Source organism: Pseudomonas gingeri, assembly GCF_013385635.1.
GTDB lineage: Bacteria > Pseudomonadota > Gammaproteobacteria > Pseudomonadales > Pseudomonadaceae > Aquipseudomonas > Aquipseudomonas gingeri_A.
Genome location: NZ_JACAPR010000007.1, coordinates 443,538 through 468,463, shown reverse-complemented (window position 1 = coordinate 468,463; position 24,926 = coordinate 443,538). Strand labels below are relative to the sequence as shown.

The 24,926-nt window shown below is 62.4% G+C and carries 24 protein-coding genes; 13 read left to right on the top strand and 11 right to left on the bottom strand.

What is annotated here, in order from left to right:
- Window positions 1–112 precede the first annotated feature (112 nt).
- Both HX851_RS35875 and moaB read right to left on the bottom strand, forming a co-directional pair.
- Window positions 113–1,339: a molybdopterin molybdotransferase MoeA gene (locus HX851_RS35875; protein ID WP_177064309.1), complete on the bottom strand. Its 1,227-nt coding sequence runs from the start codon at window positions 1,337–1,339 to the stop codon at window positions 113–115.
- On the bottom strand, window positions 1,323–1,862 hold the full coding sequence (moaB, locus tag HX851_RS35870; protein ID WP_017125903.1) for a molybdenum cofactor biosynthesis protein B: 540 nt from the start codon (window positions 1,860–1,862) through the stop codon (window positions 1,323–1,325). Before moaB ends, HX851_RS35875 begins: the two co-directional genes overlap by 17 nt.
- A 121-nt stretch (window positions 1,863–1,983) precedes the next feature.
- Here moaB and mobA point away from each other — a divergent pair, with 121 nt between their 5' ends.
- From mobA to HX851_RS35855, 3 genes are all read left to right on the top strand, one after another.
- A complete protein-coding gene (mobA, locus tag HX851_RS35865) occupies window positions 1,984–2,583 on the top strand; it encodes a molybdenum cofactor guanylyltransferase MobA (RefSeq protein ID WP_177057384.1) in 600 nt (199 codons plus the stop codon).
- 64 nt (window positions 2,584–2,647) lie between these two features.
- Window positions 2,648–2,869, top strand: coding sequence for a YgdI/YgdR family lipoprotein (locus HX851_RS35860; protein WP_017125901.1), 222 nt, complete (start codon window positions 2,648–2,650; stop codon window positions 2,867–2,869).
- A 162-nt stretch (window positions 2,870–3,031) separates the two neighbouring features.
- Window positions 3,032–3,478, top strand: coding sequence for a type II 3-dehydroquinate dehydratase (locus tag HX851_RS35855; RefSeq protein WP_177064308.1), 447 nt, complete (start codon window positions 3,032–3,034; stop codon window positions 3,476–3,478).
- Window positions 3,479–3,499: 21 nt separating this feature from the next.
- On the opposite strand, the gene HX851_RS35850 is transcribed toward HX851_RS35855, so the two are convergent.
- The 6 genes from HX851_RS35850 to HX851_RS35825 all read right to left on the bottom strand — a co-directional run bounded on the left by HX851_RS35850 (window position 3,500) and on the right by HX851_RS35825 (window position 7,689).
- The gene (locus HX851_RS35850) at window positions 3,500–4,390 is read right to left on the bottom strand and encodes a pseudouridine synthase (protein WP_177064307.1); all 891 of its coding nucleotides are present in this window, start codon (window positions 4,388–4,390) and stop codon (window positions 3,500–3,502) included.
- 80 nt (window positions 4,391–4,470) lie between these two features.
- The gene (locus HX851_RS35845) at window positions 4,471–4,803 is read right to left on the bottom strand and encodes a transcriptional regulator (protein WP_177057692.1); all 333 of its coding nucleotides are present in this window, start codon (window positions 4,801–4,803) and stop codon (window positions 4,471–4,473) included.
- A gap of 150 nt (window positions 4,804–4,953) precedes the next feature.
- Complete coding sequence (locus HX851_RS35840) at window positions 4,954–5,154, bottom strand: hypothetical protein (protein WP_017125897.1); 201 nt, start codon at window positions 5,152–5,154, stop codon at window positions 4,954–4,956.
- 147 nt (window positions 5,155–5,301) lie between these two features.
- On the bottom strand, window positions 5,302–5,538 hold the full coding sequence (locus HX851_RS35835) for a glutaredoxin family protein (protein ID WP_177057388.1): 237 nt from the start codon (window positions 5,536–5,538) through the stop codon (window positions 5,302–5,304).
- A gap of 66 nt (window positions 5,539–5,604) precedes the next feature.
- On the bottom strand, window positions 5,605–6,576 hold the full coding sequence (locus tag HX851_RS35830) for an acyltransferase family protein (protein WP_177064306.1): 972 nt from the start codon (window positions 6,574–6,576) through the stop codon (window positions 5,605–5,607).
- A gap of 6 nt (window positions 6,577–6,582) precedes the next feature.
- Window positions 6,583–7,689 (bottom strand): acyltransferase family protein, encoded by a 1,107-nt coding sequence (locus HX851_RS35825; RefSeq protein WP_177057390.1) that lies wholly within the window; start codon window positions 7,687–7,689, stop codon window positions 6,583–6,585.
- A 177-nt stretch (window positions 7,690–7,866) separates the two neighbouring features.
- Between HX851_RS35825 and HX851_RS35820 the strand changes: the two genes are divergently transcribed.
- Window positions 7,867–9,822: a monovalent cation:proton antiporter family protein gene (locus tag HX851_RS35820; protein WP_177057391.1), complete on the top strand. Its 1,956-nt coding sequence runs from the start codon at window positions 7,867–7,869 to the stop codon at window positions 9,820–9,822.
- Window position 9,823: 1 nt separating this feature from the next.
- Here HX851_RS35820 and HX851_RS35815 read toward each other — a convergent pair whose 3' ends face one another.
- Window positions 9,824–11,032, bottom strand: a complete 1,209-nt coding sequence (locus HX851_RS35815; RefSeq protein ID WP_177064305.1) for an ammonium transporter — start codon at window positions 11,030–11,032, stop codon at window positions 9,824–9,826.
- 341 nt (window positions 11,033–11,373) lie between these two features.
- Here HX851_RS35815 and HX851_RS35810 point away from each other — a divergent pair, with 341 nt between their 5' ends.
- The 9 genes from HX851_RS35810 (at window position 11,374) to HX851_RS35770 (ending at window position 23,517) form a co-directional block, all read left to right on the top strand.
- Entirely contained in the window at window positions 11,374–11,688 is a 315-nt protein-coding gene (locus HX851_RS35810) for an ElaB/YgaM/YqjD family protein (protein ID WP_177057393.1), read from the top strand.
- A 2-nt stretch (window positions 11,689–11,690) separates the two neighbouring features.
- A complete protein-coding gene (locus tag HX851_RS35805) occupies window positions 11,691–12,068 on the top strand; it encodes a phage holin family protein (RefSeq protein WP_177057394.1) in 378 nt (125 codons plus the stop codon).
- Window positions 12,065–12,406, top strand: coding sequence for a hypothetical protein (locus HX851_RS35800; RefSeq protein ID WP_177057395.1), 342 nt, complete (start codon window positions 12,065–12,067; stop codon window positions 12,404–12,406). Before HX851_RS35805 ends, HX851_RS35800 begins: the two co-directional genes overlap by 4 nt.
- Window positions 12,407–12,537: 131 nt before the next feature.
- Window positions 12,538–13,701 (top strand): EAL domain-containing protein, encoded by a 1,164-nt coding sequence (locus HX851_RS35795; RefSeq protein WP_177057396.1) that lies wholly within the window; start codon window positions 12,538–12,540, stop codon window positions 13,699–13,701.
- A 69-nt stretch (window positions 13,702–13,770) separates the two neighbouring features.
- Window positions 13,771–15,102, top strand: coding sequence for a deoxyguanosinetriphosphate triphosphohydrolase (locus tag HX851_RS35790; protein ID WP_177057397.1), 1,332 nt, complete (start codon window positions 13,771–13,773; stop codon window positions 15,100–15,102).
- 266 nt (window positions 15,103–15,368) lie between these two features.
- Window positions 15,369–15,785 carry a response regulator gene (locus HX851_RS35785; protein ID WP_177057398.1) on the top strand — a complete coding sequence of 139 codons (417 nt, stop codon included), beginning with the start codon at window positions 15,369–15,371 and terminating at the stop codon, window positions 15,783–15,785.
- A gap of 308 nt (window positions 15,786–16,093) precedes the next feature.
- The gene (locus tag HX851_RS35780) at window positions 16,094–16,723 is read left to right on the top strand and encodes a response regulator transcription factor (RefSeq protein WP_177057399.1); all 630 of its coding nucleotides are present in this window, start codon (window positions 16,094–16,096) and stop codon (window positions 16,721–16,723) included.
- Window positions 16,724–16,731: 8 nt separating this feature from the next.
- Window positions 16,732–20,427 carry a transporter substrate-binding domain-containing protein gene (locus tag HX851_RS35775; protein WP_177064304.1) on the top strand — a complete coding sequence of 1,232 codons (3,696 nt, stop codon included), beginning with the start codon at window positions 16,732–16,734 and terminating at the stop codon, window positions 20,425–20,427.
- A gap of 141 nt (window positions 20,428–20,568) precedes the next feature.
- Complete coding sequence (locus HX851_RS35770; RefSeq protein ID WP_177064303.1) at window positions 20,569–23,517, top strand: HD domain-containing phosphohydrolase; 2,949 nt, start codon at window positions 20,569–20,571, stop codon at window positions 23,515–23,517.
- Between the two features lie 7 nt (window positions 23,518–23,524).
- On the opposite strand, the gene msrC is transcribed toward HX851_RS35770, so the two are convergent.
- Together msrC and HX851_RS35760 are read right to left on the bottom strand one after the other, a co-directional pair.
- On the bottom strand, window positions 23,525–24,007 hold the full coding sequence (gene msrC, locus HX851_RS35765) for a free L-methionine (R)-S-oxide reductase MsrC (protein WP_177057402.1): 483 nt from the start codon (window positions 24,005–24,007) through the stop codon (window positions 23,525–23,527).
- Window positions 24,004–24,894 carry an ATP-binding protein gene (locus HX851_RS35760; protein WP_042935253.1) on the bottom strand — a complete coding sequence of 297 codons (891 nt, stop codon included), beginning with the start codon at window positions 24,892–24,894 and terminating at the stop codon, window positions 24,004–24,006. The genes msrC and HX851_RS35760 overlap by 4 nt, the downstream gene beginning before the upstream one ends.
- Window positions 24,895–24,926: the final 32 nt, after the last annotated feature.

Genomic DNA, 24,926 nt, shown 5'->3' with positions numbered 1-24,926 from the left:
CGCTCCGCGTCACAAGAGCGGACGCAGAGCGTCCAGTGAGGCATTCCCACGCCGGAGCGTGGGAACGATCGATGCCTTTGCTGCGCGTGGGAACGATCGATGGTATGGCTTTTCAACCCAACACTTCACTCAGGGGGATGAAGTTCACCCAATCCCCTTCCCCCAGCGTGGTGTCTTCCAGCACTTCCACCAGGCCCTCGGCCCAGGCCGCGCTGCGCAGCACGCCGGAGCTCTGGTTGCGGTAGATGATCGCCCGGCCGTTTTCCAGGCGCCCGCGCAGGTATTCCCGGCGATTACCCGGTTTCGGCCAGACAAACCCGGCCGGCACCCTGAACTGCAGCGGCTGGACTTCCTGGACGCCGAGGCGACGCAGCAGGTAAGGCCGGGCCAACAACGCAAAGGTCACCAGGGTCGACGCCGGATTGCCCGGCAGGCCGATCACCGGCACACCGCGAAAGTGCCCGAAGGTCAGTGGTTTTCCAGGTTTGATCGCCAGCTTCCAGAGATCCAGCTCACCTTCTTCACGCAGGGCGATACCGAGGAAGTCCGCTTCACCGACCGACACTCCGCCAGTGGACAGAATCAGGTCGACATCGCCCAGTTCCGCCAGGCGCTGGCGAGTGGTCGGCAGGTCATCCGGCAGGATGCCGGCATCCACCACTTCGCAGCCCAGGCGCTTGAGCCAGCTGCACAGCAGGACACGGTTGCTGTTGTAGATCTGCCCCGGCCCCAGCTTCCGGCCCGGCTCGATCAGCTCATCGCCGGTCGACAGCACCGCAACCCGGACCTGGCGAATCACCGTCAGTTCGGCGCACCCCAGGGATGCGGCCAGGCCTTGCTCGATCGGCCCCAGACGGGTACCCGCGGCCAGCACCTGTTCGCCGACCGTGGTTTCCTGCCCCTGGGGACGGATGTTCTGTTGCAACACCAGAGGCTCGGTAAAACGCACGCGCTGATCGGCCTGGACCTCGGCGTTTTCCTGCATTTCCACGCAGTCGGCGCCCGCCGGTACCGGTGCTCCGGTAAAGATCCGCGCGCAGGTTCCGGGCAACAGCGGCGCCGGCGCCTGTCCGGCGAAAATCCGCTGGCTGACCGGCAACGGCTCGCCCTGCCAGTCGGCCAGGCGCAAGGCGTAACCGTCCATGGCGCTGTTGGGCCACGGTGGCAGGTCGAGACTGGAAAGCAGGTCTTCGGCCAGCACCCGACCTTCCGTCTCGGCCAGCGGCAGGCGCTGGGTCTCACGGATCGGCGCCGCCTCGGCCAGCGCCAGTAGCCGCGCCAGGGCGATCTCGACCGGGATCAGGGCGCCGCTCTTGCCCGGCTTACCCGCGGGATTCACAAGGGGCCGCCTGTTTCAGGTGAGGAACGAAATTGCACGGGCGATGACGCGAGTCCAGTTGCTCGGCGAGGATCCCGTCCCAGCCGGTACGCACCGCATTGGTCGAGCCCGGCAGGCAGCAGACCAGGGTGCCATTGGCCAGTCCGGCCAGTGCCCGGGACTGCACGGTGGAGGTACCGATATCGGCCACGGAAATCTGCCGGAACAGCTCGCCGAAACCGTCGACCTGCTTGTCCAGCAGGCACGCGACCGCTTCCGGGGTACTGTCACGACCGGTGAAGCCGGTGCCGCCGGTGATCAGCACGACCTGGACCACGTCCTCGGCGATCCAGGTGGCGACTTGCGCGCGGATCCGGTACAGATCATCCTTGAGCAGCACCCGCTCGGCGAGACGATGGCCCGCCGCGGTCAGGCGATCGACGAAGACCTGCCCGGAAGTGTCGGTTTCAAAGGTACGGGTGTCACTGACAGTCAAGACCGCGATGTTCAGCGGTACAAAGGGTGTATCAGCCTTGGCTTTCATAGGCTTCTTGGTCCAGTTGTTATAGGAGAAACAGGCCGGTGTTATATCACAGCGCGGTCTTTCATAAAGGTCGTCATGGCCGCTGTCACAGCCCCCGCTACCGACCCTGTCGAGGCCCGCAATGTCGCTGATCGATGTCTCCATTCTGCTCCTGGCCGGCGGCCGTGGCCAACGCATGGGCGGCCAGGACAAGGGCCTGCTGGAATGGCGGGGCCAACCGCTGATCGCCCACCTGCATGCCAGCGTCCGCTCGCTGACCGACGACCTGATCATTTCCTGCAATCGCAATCCGCAGCGCTACGGGATCTACGCCGACCGCCTGGTCACGGACGACAGCGACGACTTTCCCGGGCCCCTGGCAGGGATTCGCGCCGGGTTGGCGGTGGCTCGTCACTCGCACCTGCTGGTATTGCCTTGCGACGTGCCACAGGTCGATCGCGACCTGCTCCAGGCCATGATCGGAGCGGCCGGCCGGCACCCGCGGCAGCCGCTGATGGTGCGCCAGGGTGAACACTGGGAGCCGTTGCTGTGCGTGATTCCCGTGGCCCTGGCCGGGGCTTTCGACAGCGCCTGGGCGAGTGGCGAACGCAGCCCGCGCAAGGTCCTGCTACCCTTGCACGCACTGCCTCTGCAATGCCCGGCGGACGATCCCCGGCTGGCCAACCTGAATACTCCGCAGTTGCTTCAGCATTGCGACAGCCTGCCGGATGGACACGGGTGAGGAACTTGCTGAAAATACTGTCGTCTCAGTAGTAATCAATCCGAATTTTTTCTGGAGAAGCACCATGACTCAACGGACCCTCGCCGCACTCATGCTGACCATGGGCCTGGCGACCCTCGCCGGCTGTTCATCGCCGACCGTGATCACCCTGAACGACGGGCGTGAAATCCAGGCCGTGGACACTCCTAAATATGATTCCGAATCGGGCTTCTACGAGTTCAAGCAACTGGACGGCAAGAACACCCGCATCAACAAGGATCAGGTGCGTACCGTCAAAGAGCTGTAAGCCTCACGCACGCCCCCCTGCAAAGCCCGCCCCGTGCGGGCTTTGTCGTTTCCGACGACCAGAAGGCCGCCGGCAGGCGCAACCCGGCGCCGACGCCTATCCTATGGAGAACCCTGCCCAGGCCTCAAACCCTTGCAAGGGTACCCTTACGGGAGGCGAACCATGAAAGTCCTCATGCTCCACGGCATCAACCACAATCTGTTCGGCAAACGCGAACCGATCCGCTATGGCGGGATCACGCTGGAGCAGATCGACGCCCGTTTACTGAACCTGGCCAGGGAACTGCAGGTCGACGTCGCCAGCTACCAGACCAACAACGAAGGGGCGATGTGTGCCCGCATCGAGAGAGGCGCCAGCGAGCATGTCGACGCCGTACTGATCAATGCCGGGGCCTGGGCCCACAGCAGCTACGATATCCGCGATGCCCTGGCGCGCCTGAGGGTGCCGGTGGTGGAGCTGCACATGTCGAATATCCACGGCCGCGAGACCCTGCACCATCCCTCGGTACTGGCCGAGGTGGCCGTGGGGCAGATCTGCGGGTTCGGCGTCGACAGCTACCTGCTGGGCCTGCGCGCCGTGGTCGGCGCAGCCCACGCCATGCCGGACTGAGGCCGGTTCATCACTGCCGATTCACCAGTGCAGGATGATTTCGCTCGCGAAACGACGCTCCACCCCACTGACCGGATCGACGAAACTCAGCCCCTGGGCCAGCAGCTTGAGCGGGTTGGCGTAGTCGTCCGCGGCGTCCTTGAGCACCTGTGGATAAAACGGGTCGTTGCAGATCCCCGCCCCCAGGGCAGCCATATGGACCCGCAACTGATGCTTCTTGCCGGTCACCGGATACAGGGCATAGCGCCAGAGCTCGCCATGCTTCTCGACCACTTCCATGGCCGTCTCGGTGTTGCTGGCACCCTCGCCTTCGCGCATGCGAAAGAACGGCTCGCCCTCCACCAGGCGGCTCTTGTGAATCCGCGGAAAGGACAGTTCAGGCAAGGCGCGGGCAATCGCCTCGTAGCGTTTCTCGATCTGTCGGGTCGGAAACAATGACTGATAAGCCGAACGGCTCTCGGGATTGGCCGAAAACAGCACCAGTCCGGCGGTATGCCGGTCGATCCGGTGCAATGGCACCAGGTTGGGGTTGTCCAGTCGACGGATCAGTCGGCGCAGCAGGGTTTGCTCGACATATTCACCGGCTGGGGTCACCGGCAGGAAGTGCGGCTTGTCAGCCACCACCAGGTGTTCGTCGGCATAGAGGATCGTTTCCGTGACCGGAATCGGTGTCTCGTTGGGCACTTCGCGAAAATAATGAATCTTCAGGCCTTCGCGATAGGCCAACTGTGCCGTGATCGGCCGGCCCTCGGCATCGAGCACCCGGCCCCGGGCAATCCGGTCAAGCCACTGCTCGCGGCCGATGGCCTGGAAGTGCTCGCACAGGCACTCCAGCACAGTGGGCCAGGCACCCGGTGGCAAGTACAGGGTGCTGGCCTGGTTTTCGGCGGCGTTGAAAGGCGAAGCGGACATGACGGGGCTCGAACGGTTGGCTAGGCCGGCATTATCCGGCAAGACCCCGGCGCCCCGTCAATCAATCGTGCCGCAAGGCCTCAGCCGGCCGCCAGTTGATCCTTCAACAGGGTCGAACCGGCCGCCTCGGTGTAGTCCTTCAGCCAGCGCAACACATCCACCGCCTCCCAGCGCCCCGGATCGTAGAGTGCATAGAGCAAACCCTGGTAACCCACCACATCCAACTGGCGGTGATAGCCCGCGCGCTGGAACAACGCCTCGATTTCCGCGAAACAGGTGTTGAAATGCAGCTTGTTGAACGGCGTCTTGCCTTCCGTCACCAGCCCGTCGAGGCGCAGCTCCAGCACCGCTTCGCGCACCACGTCCGCAGACATTCGGTTAACGCTGGCTTTCAATTGTTCGACATTGACCATGCTTTTACCCTCTTGATCTTTCCTGGTTTCGTCCCTGGGTGCGCATGTCATGGTGGACATCCTGTCCCAACACCGAGACGAAAACTGTATGAATATACAGTAACTTAATTTTTCGTAATCCGCCAACGGATTACCGGCCGCACACTGCGGTCATGATTCCCTGGGATGGACCTTGCCATAGACGTTACCGCCGATGAACGAACCCACCGTGCCGAGGATCACCATGGCATAGGTTGCACCATCAATCTTTCCATACCATGTCAAGGTCGCGGTGCTTACACCTACCACCAACGTGGCGAGAAATTTGCGTCCGCCCAATTGGTTGACCAGCAACACTTGCCTCCCTTTCATTTCACTTCCTCCCTGCACCACTGAACGCGCTGCATCAAAACGTCATGACGCGACGTAAGCACAGCCATTTTCCGGGTGCAAGCTCAGGCAATTTGATGAAACAGAAGGGTCGGGACGGCGTTGACAGCGGGGATTCAGGGGCAGGATTCAGCGTACAAAGGCCACGACCTGCCCGGCATCGAAAGGCCAACCGAGCTCCGCACCGGTATCCGCCCGGCGCAGCACCGGAATCCGCAGGCTGTAGGTCTCGAACAGGGCTTCATCGTCAGCGATATCCACCAGTTCGACCATCAGGCCGTGCTCGACAAACTCCATCAGGATGTTTTCGGCGATTTCACAGAGATGGCAACCCAGGGTGCCGAACAGCTGGCATTCAGGAAGCATGGCAAAGGGTCCGGGACAAGATAAAGACTCATTCTAGGCCCGCTGCCCGGGGCAGTCGAGCCGGCCTCAGAGAATGAAACGCACGCGCCGGCTGGCGAAAACCAGCAGCGGCGCCGCGAGCAGGGCCAGCACCAGGACCACGGCGGTCAGGGTATTGCCATACTGCAGCCCCACCGACAATGCCCCGTAGAGAAACAAAGGGTGTACGTAGTAGAGCGCCGAAGAAAGCTTGGCGTTGAAAGTACTGGTGGCTGCGCGGAAAAACACGAACGGCAGCAGGAACAGCGCTGGCGTGATCAGCAGCAACGACAGCAGGAAATCGAAATTCTGCCGGGCATCGGCCTGATGAGAATAATTCAGCCAGGCTTCGCCCAGCACCAACGCCAGGCCGAACGCAAATGCCCCGCAGACTTGCCCTCGCGTGACCTTTTCCGGCACACCGTGGCGGGCCAGCAGAAACCCCAGGGCCATGAACGGAAAGCCCATGAACAGGAAGTTGCGGGCGGTATAGTCGTTCTGGTTGAAGTGCTGGAGAAAGGCGTTGGGCAGCTCGAAATAGACCCGCGCATATTGCAGCACCAGGCCCACCGCAAATGCCCCCAGCGCCAGCAGGACCAGCACACTGGTGGGCCGTTTGCGTAGCAGGTAGAGGATCAGGCCGCCACCGAGCATGCCCACCAGGTACCAGAGATGGAAATAACCGATCACCAACTGTTTGAGGATCGCCAGCCCCCCGCCGACACTGCCCAGGGCGGCGAAACTCGCGTAGATCGGGCTGTAGACCAGCATCCAGAACAGGTAGAGCAGCAGGCCGCGCTTGAACCAGAGCGCGAACGAGTGCCCGGCGGCGAGGGTCTGCCACAGGTAATAACCGTTGATGACAAAAAAGGTCGGCACCGCCACCCGGAACAGGCCGTTGCACAGCACATAACCCACCGCCGTGTAGTTGCCGCCCATGAAATGACCGTGCAACACCACGACGAATACCGCCAGCAGGACTTTCAGCGCATCCAGGTTGCCGTTGAGGACTTTAGCCATCGTCGCTCACCTGCCGTCCTGCAGCGGATCGGTCCGCTTGCGCGACGTGGCGCTGCGAAACCGGCGCTTGCAGTAGCGGGTCGCGCGGTCGAGCACCGGTTTCTCGAAGAACGAGTAGCCGACCCAGCCGTAACACAACACCGCGACCATCATCAGCACCAGGAACAGCAGGTTGTCCAGCAGACTGCCCGGCCAGTTGCCGATCACCAGCCAGGCGCGGCCGATCACCCCGAGCACCAGCAAATGCGACAGATAGATCGTGTAGGACATGTCGCCGGTGAACACCAGAGGCTGGGGAAAACGGATCAACTGGCGTCGTTCGAGCAGCACCAGCGACAGGGTCAAGGCACCGAACACCAGGCCGACCGAGAGCATCCGCGCCAGTCCTTCGCTGAAAAACAGCTGGTAGTGGTAGATCAGCGGGAAGCCCACCAGCAGGCTTGCCGCGAACATCAGCCAGACCAGCCGCGTCGGCACCTTCGCGCTGTGCCGGCCATAGAAGAACAGGGCCAGCGCGCTGCCGACGATGAACTCCAGCGCATAGGGGTGCAGCACGATCTTCAGGGCCGGCGAGTAGTCCTGCCAGGAGTCCAGCAGGTTGAACAGCACCAGGGCCAGCGCCCAGATCGCCAGCAAGGCGGGCAGCCAGCGCTCGCGAAAAGCCAGCAGCAGGCTGAACACCAGGTAGAACCACAATTCGAACACCAGCGACCAGGCCACCATCACCAGCAGCACCCGCTCGTTGGGCAGCAGCAGGAACGACATCAGCAGGTTCGAGCCGCCATGGGAGCTGTTGACCAGCGTCGGCGACAACAGGTAGACCACCAGGGTGATAAAGAAATACAGCCAGTAATTGGGGTAGATCCGCGATACCCGGTTGAACAGGAAACGCTGGGCCTGGACCTTGTCCTGAAAGCGTCCGCGGGTGACGATCACCATGACGAAGCCGCTGATGACAAAAAACAGGTCGACGCCCAACTGGAAGAAATCCACCAGCGACGGCAGCAGCGCATCACCGCCGGAGTACTTGAGCTCCACCGCCGCCATGTGAAACAGCACCACCCCCAATACCGCCGCGCCTCTCAGGCCCTGCAGAGAATACAGACGCTCCATACTCCTCTCCGTCGTCTACTCGCTGGAAGGACGCCTCCCCGTGGCATTCCGAGGTTGAGCATAGCGAACCGTGCCAAATATGAGACATTGCCGTCAAACGATGACCGTCATCAATCGATGCCCTGCCCGCCTGCATGATGCTGGCGGCTTTTTTGTCGGTCCTGACCGGAGATGCTCGTGTTTGCCAATCTGTTGATCATTCTCGCCTCGTCACTGGTGGTGATTGCGCTGTTCCGGCGCCTGCAACTGCCACCGGTGCTGGGCTATCTGTGTGTCGGCCTGCTGGTCGGTCCGACCGCCTTCGGCTGGGTCAACGACAATGAGAACCTGCCGGACCTGGCCGAGCTGGGCGTAGTGTTCCTGCTGTTTTCCCTCGGGCTGGAGTTCTCCCTGTCGAAAATGCTCGCCCTGCGCCGCGTGGTGTTCGGTCTCGGCAGCCTGCAGGTGGCCTGTACCGGCGCGGCGCTGGGCAGCCTGCTGGTGTTCTTCGGCATGCCGCTGGTGGCGGCGCTGATGCTCGGTGCCGGCCTTGCCCTGTCCTCGACGGCGATCGTCAGCAAGGAACTGAGCAGCCTCGGCGAGATCTTCAGCAGCCACGGCCAGAACGCGATCGGCGTGCTGTTGTTCCAGGATGTTGTCGCGGTCCTGCTGCTGACCCTGGTGCCGGTGTTCGCCGGCAGCAGCGACCAGGCCTGGTACTGGGCATTGCCGATCACCCTGGGAAAAACCGTGGTGCTGTTCGTCGGCCTGTTGCTGGCCAGCCGCTGGTTGCTGCCACGGCTGTTCCATGAGGTCGCCGCGTCACACTCGGCGGAACTGTTTGTCCTGCTCGCGCTGGTGATCGTGCTGCTGACCGCCTGGCTGACCCACCTGCTGGGACTGTCACCGGCCCTGGGCGCCTTTCTCGCCGGCATGTTGCTGGGGGAAAGCCACTACCGGCACCAGATCGAGGCCGATATCCGACCGTTCCGCGACATCCTCCTGGGGGTGTTCTTTGTCAGCATCGGCATGCTGATCGACCTGCAGTTGTTCGCCGACCACGGCCTGCTGATTCTCGGCCTGACCCTGGCCTTGCTGCTGATCAAGGGTGCGGTCGTGGCGATTCTGGTCAAGCTGCGCGGCAGCGATGCGGAAACCGCCTGGCGCAGCGGCCTGGCCCTGGCCCAGGGCGGCGAGTTCTGTTTTGCGCTGATGGCCCAGATGCAGCAGAACCAGCTGATGCCGGCCGATATCAGCGGCCTGCTGCTGGCCGCGACCTTCTGCTCCATGGTCCTCACCCCGCTGTTGCTGCGAGCCGCCCCGCGCATCGCCGCCAGGCTGCATCGCAAGCCGAACCAGGAGGCGCAGCTCGAGGAGATCAGTGCGCTGAACGCCGAACTGCACGGGCACGTGGTGATCTGCGGCTACGGCCGCGTCGGCCAGTCCATCGGGCGTTTCCTGCGCCGGGAACAGCAACGCTTTGTCGCCCTCGACGATGACCCGGTACGGGTACGCGAGGCGGCGGCCGGCGAAAGCTGCGTGCATTACGGCGACTCACGCCGTGGCGATCTGCTGAGCGCCGTCGGCCTCGAACGGGCGCGACTGCTGGTGATCGCCGTGGACAAGACCGATATCGCCATGCTGGTCCTCAAGGAAGCCCGACGTCGCAATGCAACGGTACCGATCCTGGTCAGGACCCGCGACGACAGCCAGCTCGCCGAACTGAAGGCAGCCGGTGCCAACGAGGTGGTCCCGGAACTGCTGGAGTCGAGCCTGATGCTCGCTTCCCATGCGCTGATCATGCTCGGGGTTGGCGAACCGCAGGTGCAGGCGCGGGTCAATGAAGTGCGGCACACCCGCTACAAGCTGCTGCGCGGTTTCTACCACGGCGCGCAGACCAACCTGCTCGGCACCCAGGGCCAGCCCAAGGTGCTGATGCATGCGGTGAACCTGGCCGTCGACGCCCATGCCTGCGGCCAGTCGATCAATACCCTGGAACTCGAACAGCTGGGTGTCGAGGTACAAGGCCTGCAACGTGCCGGCCAGGAACTCGAGGTGGACGGCGATACCGCATTGCACGCGGGGGATACGGTGCTGATGTCCGGGACACTGGCCGCCATCGAAGCCTGCGAGGCACGGTTGTTGGGGGGCTGAGTCAGTCCTGGCTGACCGCGCCGATCTTGTGTATCGACAGGTCGGCGCCGTAATACTCTTCTTCCTGGCTCAGGCGCAGGCCGTACACCGCCTTGATCACGCCATATACGGCAAAGCCGCCGGCCAGGGCGACGACCACGCCCGACAGCGTGCCGATCAACTGGCTCGCCAGACTGACGCCGCCCAGCCCGCCCAGCGCCTGCTGGCCGAAGATCCCGCAGGCCACGCCGCCCCACACACCACACAGGCCGTGCAGCGGCCAGACACCGAGGACATCGTCGATCTTCCACTTGCTCTGGGTGGCGATAAAGCACCAGACAAACAAGCCCCCGGCCACCGCCCCCGTCACCAGCGCACCGACCGGATGCATCAGGTCGGAACCGGCACAGATCGCCACCAGCCCGGCCAGCGGCCCGTTGTGCAGGAAGCCCGGGTCATTGCGGCCGATGATCAGCGCCGCCACCGTGCCGCCGACCATCGCCATCAACGAATTGACCGCCACCAGGCCGCTGACGCCTTGCAGGGTCTGTGCACTCATCACGTTGAAGCCGAACCAGCCGACGATCAGGATCCACGAGCCCAGGGCCAGGAACGGAATGCTCGACGGCGCGAACGCCACCAGGCGCCCATCACGGTAACGCCCCTGGCGCGGCCCCAGCAGCAGGACCGCCGCCAACGCCAGCCAACCACCCATGGCGTGCACCACCACTGAGCCTGCGAAGTCATGGAAGCTCGCACCAAAGCGCTCCAGCAACCAGGCCTGCAGACCGAAATTGCCATTCCAGACCACGCCCTCGAAGAACGGGTAGACGAGCGCCACGATCAGCGCCGTGGCGCACAATTGCGGGGCAAACCTGGCACGCTCGGCGATCCCGCCGGAAATGATCGCGGGAATGGCCGCGGCGAAGGTCAGCAGGAAAAAGAACTTCACCAGCCCGTAACCATGATCGCCACTGATCTGCGCCGCCGGGTGCAGAAAGCTCACGCCGTAGGAAATCCAGTAGCCGATGAAGAAATAGGCCAGGGTCGAGATGGCGAAGTCGCTGAGGATCTTCGACAGCGCATTCACCTGGTTTTTCTGGCGTACGGTACCGACTTCGAGGAACGCAAAGCCGGCGTGCATGGCCAGGACCATGACCGCGCCAATCAGGATGAACAGGGTGTTGGAACCATGGACCAGACTGTCCACAGCGCTTTGCAAGTTTTCCATGGAGACGGCAGACCTGAAGTCAGGGAAAAGCACCAAATCTGTTCAACGCGCACACTTTTTGCACTCTATTGGCGCAATCAGCGACTGGCGGCGAACCGCTTTGGCGCAGGGCGAAGAACAGGGCCAACGGCCACTTCGGTTTTTTCCGCGTATTTTGATTATTTAGGGTAAGGTTTTCGCAGGTTCCCACCGAGCGACGCCCAGATACGGCGCACGCGCCGGCGACCACGCACCAGCACATAGCAAAACCTGTACCAGGCGATCGCAGTGAACCTTCACACAAGGCCTGCACTCGAACCTGTCACACGCCTTTCACGACGCCTCTCAAGGAGATAAGCACCATGGCCAGCAAAACGGCAAAGACTGCGCAGGAAATACTGATGGCGGATTTTCAGACCCTGGTCAGCGACACGGAGCGTCTGCTCGAACACACCGCGACCCTGGCGGGCGACCAGGCTGACGAATTGCGCGCACAGATTCACGACAGCCTGCTGAAGGCCCGCGAAACCCTGCAACTGACCGAGGCGTCCCTGCGCGAGCGCGGCCAGGCAGCCGTGGTGGCGACCGAGGACTATGTCCAGGCCAATCCATGGCAGTCCGTCGGCATCGCCGCCGGGATCGGCTTCCTGATCGGCCTGCTGGCCACGCGGCGCTGATCATGGCGAGCGATGAAGCGGGCAGCACCCGCTCCTCCACGCGGCGCCTGGGTGCCGCCTTCCTCGGCCTGCTGCACAGCCATGTCGAGTTGTTCGGCATCGAGCTGCAGGAACAGAAGGCCCGTACCGTCAGCCTGTTGCTGTTCGCCGGACTGGCGCTGGTCTTCGCCCTGCTGCTGCTGATCGGCCTCTCGGCGCTGGTGCTGATTCTGGTCTGGGACACCTATCGCCTGACCGGCATCATCGGCTTGTGCGCCTTCTATACCCTGGCCGCGCTGTTCTGCGGCCTGCGTCTGAAGTCGGCGATCTTCGATGAGTCCTCTCCCTTCAACGCCACGCTCGAAGAGCTGGCCAACGACCGCGAGCGATTGCTGCCATGAGTGCCCCCGAACTGAAACCGAACAGCTCGCGCCGGGAGATGCGCAAAGCGTTGATCCGCCTGCGCATGGAAATGCACCGCCAGGAAATCCGCCATGAATCCGCGCAGTTGCTGCAACCGCTGCAACGCATGCGCGGCCTGGGCCAGAACTGGCAGGAAAACCTCGGCATCAAGCACGCCCCGCTGTGGGGAATCGGCGTGGTCACCCTGCTGGGCTTTCTCGGCGGCAAAGGTGCCAAGGGCAACGGTCTGGGTGGCCTGTCCCGCCTGATACGCCTGGGCACCAGCCTGCTCCCGCTGATCAAGCTCGCGCTGCAAGGCTCATCCGGCAAACGCTGACCCGGTGAATCTGGCTGCATTCTTGCAATAGCAACGGATCGAACGCGAACCGACGACGGTTTTCCGTGGTTCGCGTCATTCCATCCTGCCCGTGTGCTAGCCAGCCCTACAACACCGACCAAGGAGGCTCCGTGATCGACGGGCAACCGCTCGCCTGCTTTCAGCCCTTTATCGATACCGCCACCGGACGTATCGCCGGTGTCGAGGCACTTGGCCGACTGCGCCAGGCCGATGGGCAACTGACTTCCGTAGGACCGCTGTTCGCCGATCCGCGTACGCCGTCCGCGGCCTTGCGTCGCCTCGACCGGCAAATCCGCGACAACGCCCTGAGCCGCCTGCACGAAGCCCCGGCGGAGTGGTTCCTGAGTCTCAACATGTCGCCCCGCTGGATCAGCCGCCTGAGCAGCGGCCAGGCCCTGCCGAGCCTGAAACAATTGCACCAGCACGGCGTCGATCCACGGCGCATCGTCTTCGAAATCACCGAACTGAGCGGTGACAGTACGCGGCTCGCGGAAGTGGTCAGCCGCTATCGCGAAGCCGGCGCGCGGATCGCCATCGATGATTTCGGTGCCGGGTATTCGCAACTGGATCGGGTCCTGGCCCTGCAGCCGGATATTCTCAAGCTCGATATGCGCCTGTTCCAGGCGGCCGCCCGCGGCGGGCCGAGCAGCGAAGTGGTCAAGGCCCTGGCGCAGATGGCGGAAAAGACCGGCTGCTGGATCATCGCCGAAGGGGTGGAGACCGAGGCCGAACTGAATTTTGCCCTGGAATGTGGTTCGCGCTACGTGCAGGGTTATCTGTTTGCCAGGGCCGAACTGGACTTTTTTCCCAGCGATGCCTTCGTCGCGCGGTTCGCCGAATTGCGTGAACGCTATGTACAGAAAAAACTCGCCGAGCGGGCCCGGCTGATGAGCCTGCGCCTGCAACTGGGCGAGCTCATGGGCATACTCCAGGCCTGGGCACAGGCCCAGGCACCGGTCAGCCAACTGCCGCAACTCGACAGCTACCCCTGGCTGCTGCGCTTTTATCAATGCGACCGGCATGGCACGCAACTGACGCCGAACCTGGAATGGCGCAACAATGCCTGGCACGCCGACAGCAGCTACCTGGGCCACAACTGGTCATGGCGCCCGTATTTCTATCACCTGCTGGCCGAAGGCTGGGACGAACGCCGCCTGACCCTGTCCAGCACCTACCGCGATGCCACCAGCAACCAGTACTGCCTGACCGCCGGGCAGTTCTTCGACAATGGCCAACGTCTCCTGCTGATCGATATCGACGCCGCCGGCTTGTAGTTTTTGCTTGCAGGCGCGCCGCCTAACCGGGAAGCTGGTGGTTCAATCACCCGACGGAGAGAACGCGCCTTGGATTGGCAAACCCTGCTCAACCGCGAACGCCTGGGAAAGCCCCTGCACAGCCCGCAAGAGCTGGGTCGCAGCCCTTTCCACAAAGACCATGACCGTATCATCTTCTCCGGAGCCTTCCGGCGCCTGGGACGCAAGACCCAGGTCCACCCGGTGTCGAGCAACGACCATATCCACACCCGCCTGACCCACTCGCTGGAAGTCAGCTGTGTCGGCCGTTCCCTCGGCATGCGTGTCGGCGAGACCCTGCGCAACGCCCTGCCCGACTGGTGCGAGCCGAGCGACCTGGGCATGGTCGTGCAATCGGCCTGCCTGGCCCATGACATCGGCAACCCGCCCTTCGGTCATTCCGGCGAGGACGCGATCCGCCACTGGTTCCAGCAAGCCGCCGGACGTGGCTGGCTGGATGACATGAGCGTCGCCGAGCGCGCCGACTTCCTCAATTTCGAAGGCAACGCCCAGGGTTTCCGGGTCCTGACCCAGCTGGAATATCACCAGTTCGACGGTGGTACCCGCCTGACCTACGCGACCCTCGGCACCTATCTCAAGTACCCCTGGACCGCCCGCCACGCCGATTCGCTGGGGTACAAGAAGCACAAGTTCGGCTGCTACCAGAGCGAACTGCCGATCCTCGAACAGATCGCCCAGAAGCTCGGCCTGCCCCAACTGGAAGAACAGCGCTGGGCACGGCATCCGCTGGTCTACCTGATGGAAGCCGCCGATGACATCTGCTACGCCCTGATCGACCTCGAAGACGGCCTGGAGATGGAGTTGCTGAGCTACGCGGAAGTCGAGTCGCTGCTGCTCGGGCTGGTAGGCGACGACCTGCCGGAAACCTACCGGCAACTGGGCCCGCAGGACTCGCGGCGACGCAAGCTGGCGATCCTGCGCGGCAAGGCCATCGAACACCTGACCAATGCCGCCGCCAGGGCCTTTGTCGAACAGCAGGATGCCTTGCTGGCCGGCACCCTGTCAGGCGACCTGGTGGAGCACATGCACGGGCCGGCCAAGCGCTGCGTGCTCAACGCGAAGGATATCGCCCGCAAGAAGATCTTCCAGGACAAGCGCAAGACACTCCACGAGATCGGCGCCTACACAACGCTGGAAATCCTCTTGAACGCGTTCTGCGGGGCCGCGCTGGAACAGCATGGCGGCCGTACACCGTCGTTCAAGCATCGGCGCATCCTCGACCTGCTCGGCAACAATGCGCCTCACCCCGACTGGCCGCTGCACACCTCGTTCCTGCGCATGATCGACTTCATCGCCGGGATGACCGACAGCTACGCCAGTGAGATGGCCCGGGAAATGACCGGCCGCTCCAGTCCCCAGTGATTTCGTGGCCCCGTCTGCGACATGCAGGTGGGGCCCTGAGCGAACAGCGATGCCCCGCGCCCCACACGGAGAAAACCTACATTTCCCCCGGAATCACCTGATGGAGCCTATGTTCGACCCACTGAAATAATCCATTCCTTCTTAGTCTGCCACCCGGACTCAATCCGACCCCTCGCTCAACAAGCGCCCGATTTCAGGCCCAACCCGCTGTTCCATGCCTGCTCCTGAAGCCTTGTTCGAAGTAGGTAGTTCGCCTGGAAAATCGCATGCCCAAACAAAATCTGCGCGTATTGCTGGTGGAGGATCATCCCTTTCAACTGGCCGCGACACAGAGCCTGCTCAACAGCTATGGCTACCACCTCCTCACCCCCGCCTCAAACGCAACCGAAGCACTCAAGGCCATGGAGGCCTCACCGGCACCCTTCGACCTCATGCTCTGCGACCAGTGCCTGCCCGACATACCGGGACTCGAATTGATCGAAACCGCCAACCGGCGAGGCAAGATCAAACAGGCGATCCTGCTCAGCAGCCTCAGTCTCGAAGAACTCCAGGTACTCAGCGATACGGCCGTGTCGCGACGTATTCCACTGCTGGGCTGCCTGACCAAACCGTTGAATGGCCAGGCCCTGAAAAGCCTATTGGCGTTTGAAAGACAGCGGATGGCGAAAAATCATTCATTGTGAGGAAAATACTTCAGCCACTGTATCGGGCACGCCATCCACGTATATAAATATTACAAATACCACCCCAACAATCCGTAGGAAACTTCCTAAGAGTCTATAAAAAACCACAAATATTAAACGAGCATTCATAACCAAAAAATCTAAAAAACCGCACACTTCCACCTTTGGCTTGCCGAGAGCGTCAGTCAACAGCCTAATTAAAGTAGGAATATTCCTATACAGCTTCTGTAGGCAGCTCTATTCATGCGCCTCGGGGTGCAACTGAGCTAATGTGCGCGCTTTCTACGAAGCTCGTATGGGATTTTATTATGAACTCGGTTTTTATCGTCGACGACCATCCCGTTGTCCGTCTTGCCATCCGGATATTGCTGGAACAGGAAGATTGTTATGAAATAGTGGGTGAAACGGATAATGGCGTCGATGCAATGCAGATGGTTCGCGAATGCATGCCGGATCTGGTCATTCTCGATGTCAGCATTCCCAAGCTGGATGGGCTGGAAGTACTGGCCCGCCTGGACGGAATGAACCTGTCGCTGAAGACGCTGGTATTGACCGGACAGTCGCCTTCGCTCTTTGCCATTCGCTGCATGCAATCGGGCGCTGCCGGGTATGTCTGCAAAACGGAAGACTTGAGCGAATTAATGAGCGCGGTCAAGGCGGTATTATCCGGCTACAATTACTTCCCGAGCCAGGCATTGATCAGCGGACGGAAAGATGAGTCGACAAATCCGGAAATGGAACTTTTCAAACTGGTGAATGACCGGGAGCTGATGGTATTGCAACTGTTCGCCCAGGGTCGCACGAACAAGGAAATCGCCAAGGGCATGTTCCTCAGTAACAAGACTGTCAGTACCTACAAGAAACGCCTGATGCAAAAACTGAAAGCCAGATCCCTGGTAGAGCTGATCGAAATGGCCAAACGCAACGCGGTAGTGTGAGAAAACGGATGCCCACGCGCTTAAAGGATTATCTGACAATCATCACGGGAATGTTCCTGTGTCTGTCAGCGCTTGCAGAACCCGGCGATGTCAGCAACTTCGCCCTGCTCAGCCGTTCGAGCAGCGGCCATCTGGAGGTACGCTTCGACAAGGAACAGCGCCGCTGGATACAGGACCGGCGCACGCTGGTGCTGGGCACCTCCGCTCCGGACTACCCACCGTTCGACATGACTATCAGCGGGCGTGATTACGAGGGTATCACCGCGGACTACGCGGGTATTCTCGCCAGGGCCATGGGCCTGCAGGTCAAGGTACAGAGCTTTGCCACCCGCGAGGCGGCCATCCAGGCCCTCGAAGACGGGCAGATCGATCTGCTCGGAAGTGCCAACGGCTTCGAAGCCGTCAACAAGAACATCGCGCTGTCCATACCTTATGCCGTCGACCAGCCGGTACTGGTCACCCGGGAGGGAGAAACCCGTTCATTGACCGACGGCCTGGCCGGCATGCGCCTGAGCATGGTCTACCACTACCTGCCGCTGGATGAAATCAAGACGCTGTATCCCGACGCGATCATTCAGTTCTACCCCTCCTACCTGAATGCCATCAATGCGGTCGCCTTCGATCAGGCCGATGTGTTCCTGGGCGATACCATTTCCACCCACTACCTGATCAACAAGGGTTATCTGCGCAATGTGAAAATGGCCAATTTCGGCAAGCATGAAGCCTACGGTTTCAGCTTTGCCGTACGTGGCGACAACCCCCTGTTGCTGGGCATCCTCAACAGCACTCTACAGGCCATTCCCACCGGCGAGCGCGAGAGCATCGCCCAGCGCTGGAGCGCCGGCAGCGACATCCTGCTGACCGATCACAAGCTGCAGTTGACCAACCGCGAGGAACAGTGGCTCAAGGCCAATCCCGTGGTGCGGGTGGTGGTCAACGAAGCCCTGGCGCCCATTACCTTCTTCGATTCGGACGGCAATTTTCGCGGGGTAACGGCCGACCTGCTGGAACTGATCCGCCTGCGCACCGGCTTGCGCTTCGAAGTACAGAAGTCGCGCAGCCTGGACGACATGATCGGCCGCATCGGCAGCGGCAAGGCCGACGTCATTGCCGCCATCAGTCCGACCCATAAGCGGGAAAATCTCCTGCATTTCAGCCGCCCGTACATGGAGAACTCCTTCGTCCTGCTCACGGCGAAAGGCAAGGACAGCGCCGCCAACCTGGATCAGATGCAAGGCAAGCGCCTGGCCATCACCCGCGGCAATCCGCTGACCGACTATCTGCGCAACGACTTTGCGCAGATCCGCCTGGTGGAAACCGATGACAGCCTCAAGGCGGTCGAGTTGCTCGCCCAGGGCCAGGTGGAAGGCGCGGTGGGCTCGCTGGTGATCGCCAATTACCTGATTGCCTCGCAGGTGTTCGATGACAAGCTGCAGATCAGCGCCACCATCGGCACCCAGCAGGCGGTCTTCGCCCTGGCCACCGCCCGCGGCGCCACCGAACTCGGCTCGATCCTGGACAAGGCGCTGCTGAGCATCGCCCCCGACGAACTGGGTATCGTCAACAGCCGCTGGCGCGGCTACACACCGGTTTCCGACAGCTACTGGCGCAACTATCACCGCCTGATCATCCAGGTCGTCATCGGCGCCAGCGTTCTGTTGCTGTTGTCGCTCACCTGGAATGCCTACATGCGCCGCCAGATCCGCCAACGCCAGTTGGCGGAACGTGCCTTGAGCGACCAGTTCGAATTCATGCGTGCCCTGGTCAACGGTACCCCGCACCCGATCTACGTGCGCGACCGCCAGGGCCTGTTGCAGACCTGCAACGACAGCTACCTGGAGGCCTTCTCGGCGAAGCTGGAGGATGTCGTCGGCAAAAGCGTGCAGGACGGGGCACGGGCCCTCGGCAACGAACAGGAAGCCGACGAGTACCAGGCCGACTACCTGCGGGTCATCGCCGAGGGCACGCCGCTGATCTGCGATCGCACCCTGCATATCGGCGGACGGGAACTGGCCATCTACCACTGGATACTGCCCTACCGGAACTCCCTGGGCGACGTGCAGGGCATCATCGGCGGCTGGATCGATATCAGTGAACGACGCCAGTTGGTCGAGGAACTGCGCTCGGCCAAGGAACAGGCCGATGACGCCAATCGGGCCAAGAGCACCTTCCTGGCAACCATGAGCCATGAGATCCGCACCCCGATGAACGCGGTGATCGGCATGCTGGAACTGACCCTCAAGCGCGCGGACCAGGGACACCTGGACCGCCCCGCCATCGAGGTTGCCTACACTTCGGCCAAGGACCTGCTGGAGCTGATCGGCGACATCCTGGATATCGCCCGTATCGAATCCGGTCGCCTCAGCCTGTCCCCGGAACGGGTCAACCTGACCGAACTGGTGGACTCGGTCGCCCGTGTCTTCGATGGCCTGGCCCGGCAGAAAAGCCTGAGCCTGGTGCTGCTGCCAGCAACGCAACACCGCCCGTGCGACGTGCTGGTCGATCCGCTGCGTTTCAAACAGATACTGTCCAACCTGATCAGCAACGCGATCAAGTTCACCGAGCAGGGACAGGTCAGGATCGGCCTGAGCATCCAGCCCGGCGCGGACCCGCAACAGGTCGACGTGCAACTGCGGGTCGAGGACACCGGCATCGGCATCAGCCATGCCGATCAGGTGCGCCTGTTCCAGCCGTTTGCCCAGGCCGACAACTCCGGTCACCTGGGCCGCAGCGGTGCCGGGCTGGGCCTGGTGATCTGTCGCAGCCTCTGTGAAATGATGGGCGGCACCCTGACCCTCTCCAGCGTACCCGGCCAGGGTACCCAGGTCACCGTGTCGCTGCGGCTCGGCTGCCTGGAGCCAGTACAGGGCGTGGTCGAACGCGAACCGGAGATCCTCCCTGCCCGGCATGAGTTGAATGTGCTGGTGGTCGACGATCATCCGGCCAATCGCTTGTTGATGTGCCAGCAACTGGGCTATCTCGGGCATCGATTCAGCACCGAGCAAAACGGTGCGACCGGCTTGCAGGCCTGGAAGGACGGACACTTCGACCTGGTCATCGTCGACTGCAACATGCCCGTCATGAATGGTTATGAGCTGACTAGCCGTTTGCGTGAACATGAAGCCGCACAGTCCCTGCCACGTTGCACGGTGCTCGGCTTCACCGCCAATGCCCAGCCGGAAGAACGCGCCCGCTGCCTGCAGGCCGGGATGGATGATTGCCTGTTCAAGCCGATCAGCCTGACCGCACTGAACCAGAAGCTGGCCGACCTGCGTCCACTGCACTTTGATCCACCCGCCGATCCACCCTTCAGCATCGAGGGTCTGAACGCCCTGACCGGCGGGGAACCATTGCTGGTACGACGGCTGATGGACGAGTTGCTCAACAGTTGCCGTGCCGACCGCGACGAACTGAGCGCACTGCCGTTGCAGTCCGGCCCTGGCGCGTTCACGGATATGGCCCACAAGATCAGGGGCGCGGCCCGGATCATCCAGGCCAAGGCCCTGGTCGAGCGGTGCGAAAACATGGAAAACGCCTGCGAGCAGAACGTTTCGGCAGCGGTGATCGACAGAGCCAGGGAGGCGATCCTCGAAGCCATGTCAGCCCTGGAAGGTGCGCTGCAACAACATCTGGCCCAACTGGCGGAAAAAAATCCCGGCCAGGATGCTGCCCACCACCAGACAAAGCCCTCTCAAATGGAGTAAAAACACCCTGGGCGGAGCATTGTCCGTGCACAGTCCCCCCATCTCGGCAGGACTCACGGCAAACGACACCGCCCGATCTTCGGCGAACCGTTGCCCCTGGACGCTGAGCAAGTGCACCGCATCACCAAGGAGACAGTTGCGATGCCCGGTTCAATGCCCGTTCCCAAGCGCCGGTACCCCCTGCACATCCACATCAGTATCCTGTTCACCTGCCTGCTGTTGCTGACCGGCGCTCTCCTGGGGGTGTTCAACTACCAGCAAACCACACGCATCATCCTTTCCAGCAGCGACAAACTCTTCGGCAGGATCCAGGAAGACGTCCAGCTGGACCTGCAAAACACCTACCAGCCGATTCGCCACCTGCTGAGCCTGCTGGCCATCGACAGCCGCAACCAGGCGCCTGACCTGCAGCAGCGCCTGGCCTTGCTCAAGCCCTTCACCCAGGCTCTCAATGACAATCCGGACCTCGCTTCGCTGTACCTGGGTTACACCAGCGGCGACTTTTTCATGGTCCGGCCATTACGCGACCCGCTCCTGCGCGCCTACGTCAAGGCCCCGGACACGGCGGCCTTCCAGGTCTGGAGCATCGAACGCGATGCCGCCGACGGTAGCCTGCAATCGCAATCGCTGTTCTACGACGCCGACCTCGCCCTGATCAGCCGCCAGGAAAATCCCGAGGAAATCTACGATCCCCGTACCCGTTCCTGGTTCGACACGGCCCTGGGCGGCGAAGGCCAGATCACCACCGAACCCTATGTGTTTTTCTCGACGCACAACGTCGGTACCACCCTCGCCCGGCGCAGCGCCCCGACCGTGGTGGTGGCCGCTGACCTGACGCTGGCGGAACTGTCCTCGACCCTGGGCAAGCACAAGGTCACCCCCGATACCGAAATCGTCCTGTTCGATGACCAGGGCAATGCAGTGGCTTATCCCGACTACAACAAACTGACTCACCAAGGCGGCAGCCAATTGGCGAAAGTCGCTGATCTGAGCCCGGTACTGCGCAGCTTCATGGACCCGGCGGTCCCGTCCGGTAATCACTTCAATACTCTGGATCGGCAATGGATCGTGGCTCGCAGCAACCTCTCGGAGGGCGGCCCCAGCGGCCTGCACCTGGCCCTGCTGGTCCCGGAGGACCAGTTGCTCGAAGATGCCTACCGGATCCGCTGGCAAGGTGCGTTGCTGACCCTGGCCACGCTCCTGCTGTGCCTGCCGCTGGGTTGGTTGACGTCGAGGATCCTGGTCAAGCCCCTGCGGGCACTGGTACGGGAGGCCGATGCGATCCGCAGCTTCGACTTCAACTATCCCGCCACCCCGAACTCGCCGGTCCTGGAAGTCGATCAACTGACGGTGTCGATGACACGCATGAAAGGCACCCTGGCCAGTTTCTTCGAAATATCCGCCAGCCTCTCGGCGGAAACCCGCTTCGAACAGTTACTACAGCGTGTGCTCAACGAAACAATGAAGATCGGCCAGGCCCGCGCGGGCCTGTTGTACCTGTTCAACGCGGAGAATCGACGACTCGAGCCCCAGGGCCTGAGTATCGATGGCGTGCAGCATGATCCGCAGCACTTCGCCATTCGCAGCGATGCCGTGGCGGACACCCGGCGCGAGGCCTGGCTGAGCCAGCTCGATACCCAGGACAACACGGTCGCGACCCTGGGCTTCGAGCAGGCCGCGGACCTGCAGAAGGTGATGCTCGCCCTGGAAACACCGAGCGTCCACCTGATTGGCGTGCGCCTGCACAATCGCCACGGTGAAACCGTCGGGGTCCTGGCCCTGCTGCTGCCCGACAGCGGCACCGAGGCCGACCTGGAAAACCTCAAGCCTGACCGGATCGCCTTTATCAGCGCGGTATCGGGCGCGGCGGCGGCCTGTATCGAGAGCCAGCACCTGCAAGTCCGGCAGAAACAGCTGCTCGACGCCTTCATCCAATTGCTCGCGGGTGCCATCGACGCCAAGAGTCCCTACACCGGCGGGCACTGCCAGCGCGTTCCGGTCCTGACCCTGATGCTGGCCGAAGCCGCCGCCGCCAGTGAACAGCCGCCGTTCAAGGACTACCAGCCCTCGGCGGACGAGTGGGAAGCGCTGCATGTGGCGTCCTGGCTGCACGACTGCGGCAAGGTCACCACACCGGAATACGTGGTCGACAAGGCGACCAAGCTGGAAACCCTCTACGACCGCATCCACGAAATACGCACCCGCTTCGAAGTGCTCAAGCGCGATGCCTGGATCGACTACTGGCAGGCGCGGGCAGCCGGCGGCGATGAACAGGTCCTTGCAGCCGCCCGGGACGCCAACCTGGGCAGCCTGGACGCTGACTTTGCCTTTGTCGCCCGCAGCAACCTGGGTGGCGAGGCCATGGCCGAAACCGATCTCGAACGCCTGCGCACTATCGCCCGACGCACCTGGACGCGGACCCTGGACGATCGCCTCGGCGTGTCCTGGGAGGAAAACCGGCGCCAGGAAAACAGCCCCGTCGCGACCTTGCCGGTCACCGAATACCTGCTGGCCGACAAGCCCGAGCACTTGTTCGCACGCAGCGAGGCCGAGCAGATGCCCGTCGACAACCCCTGGGGTTTCCAACTGGATGTACCGACCTACAAGTTCAACCGCGGCGAGCTGTACAACCTGAGTATCCCCCGGGGCACCCTGACCCGTGAAGAGCGCTATATCGTCAACCATCACATGGTGCAGACCATCATGATGCTCAGCCACCTGCCCTTCCCCCGCCACCTGTCCACGGTCGCGGAAATCGCCGGCGGCCATCACGAGAAAATGGACGGCACCGGCTATCCGAAACGCTTGAAGCGCGAGCAGATGAGCCTGCCGGCGAGAGTCATGGCGATTGCCGATATCTTCGAGGCACTGACCGCGGCGGACCGTCCCTACAAGAAGGCCAAGCCGCTGAGCGAGGCGCTGGGCATCATGGCCGGCATGTGCCGCGATGCCCATATCGATCCGGAACTGTTCGAGCTGTTCATGCGCGAGGAAATCTATCTGCAGTACGCCAACCGCTACCTGCAGCCCCAGCAGATCGATGCGATCGACGTGCCGGGGTTGCTCGCCAAGGCCGGGCTCACGACGTAGGTGCGACTCAGCAGTCGGTCAGGCGCAGGAAAATCGCCGCCAGTTGCTCGATGCCCGCCTGATCCTCCAGGGTGAAGCGGGCCAGGCTCGGGCTGTCGAGATCGAGCACGCCGACCAGCTTGCCGTCCTTGACCAGCGGCACCACCAGTTCACTGTTGGACGCGCTGTCACAGGCGATATGCCCGGGGAACGCGTGCACATCCTCGACCCGCTGGGTCTGCAGGCTGGCCGCCGCCGCGCCGCAGACGCCGCGGCCGAAGGGAATCCGCACACAGGCGATCTGTCCCTGGAACGGTCCGAGCACCAGCTCCTCATTGCGGTTGAGGTAAAAACCAGCCCAGTTCAGGTGGTCCAGCTGGCTGAACAGGAAGGCCGAAAACTGCGCCGCATTGGCGATGAAATCACGCTCGTCCGCCAGCAACGACTCCAGTTGTGCACAGAGCAGCCCATAGCCGTCCAGACCCGTGCCGGCCTTCTGCAAATCGATCATGGCGCCTGCTCCAACAATTTCAAGCCGACCCAGTAACGCGCAAACTGATAGGCACAGCGACCGTTGCGGTTGCCGCGCCCGGTGGCCCAGCGCACCGCCTGGATGTCCAACTCTTCATCACGCTGCCACTTCAGTCCGGCCTTGAGTGCCAACTCGCCGATCCAGTGCTCGACCACACTGAGGAAGTGCTCCTGGGTGAACGGATAGAACGACAGCCACAGGCCGAACCGGTCGGAGAGCGCAATCTTGTCCTCGACCGCTTCGCTGGGATGCAGTTCGCCGTCGACCCGCTTCCAGTTCTCGTTGTCGCTTTCCTTCTCCGGAACCAGGTGCCGGCGGTTCGATGTCGCGTACAGCAGGACATTGTCCGGGGCTTGCTCCAGCGAGCCGTCGAGCACGCTCTTGAGCACCCGGTAGTCACCTTCGCCGGATTCGAACGAGAGGTCGTCGCAAAACAGCACGAAACGCTGCGGCAACTTCATCAGTTGCTCCACCACCCGCGGCAGGTCCGCCAGGTGATCGCGCTCGATCTCGATCAGGCGCAAGCCGGCCCCGGCATGTTCCGCCAGCAGGGCGCGAACCAGCGAGGACTTGCCGGTACCGCGCGAGCCCCAGAGCAGCGCATGATTGGCCGGCAGGCCGTCGATGAACTGGCGGGTATTGCGGGCCAGTTGCTCACGTTGCTTGTCAACACCGATCAGGTCGGACAGGCGCATGTCCAGGCTGACCTCCAGCGGCAACAGGTAGCCGGTGCGGCCTTCACGCTGCCAGCGGGCCGCCAGGCAACGATCCCAGTCGATCACCTGGCGTGTGGCGGGCAACAGGGGCTCCAGGCGGGAGAGAAACGCATCGGCGCGTTCCAGAAATGCATTCAATCGAGCATCCACGACTTTTCCTCGGACAAGTTCACACTCATGAT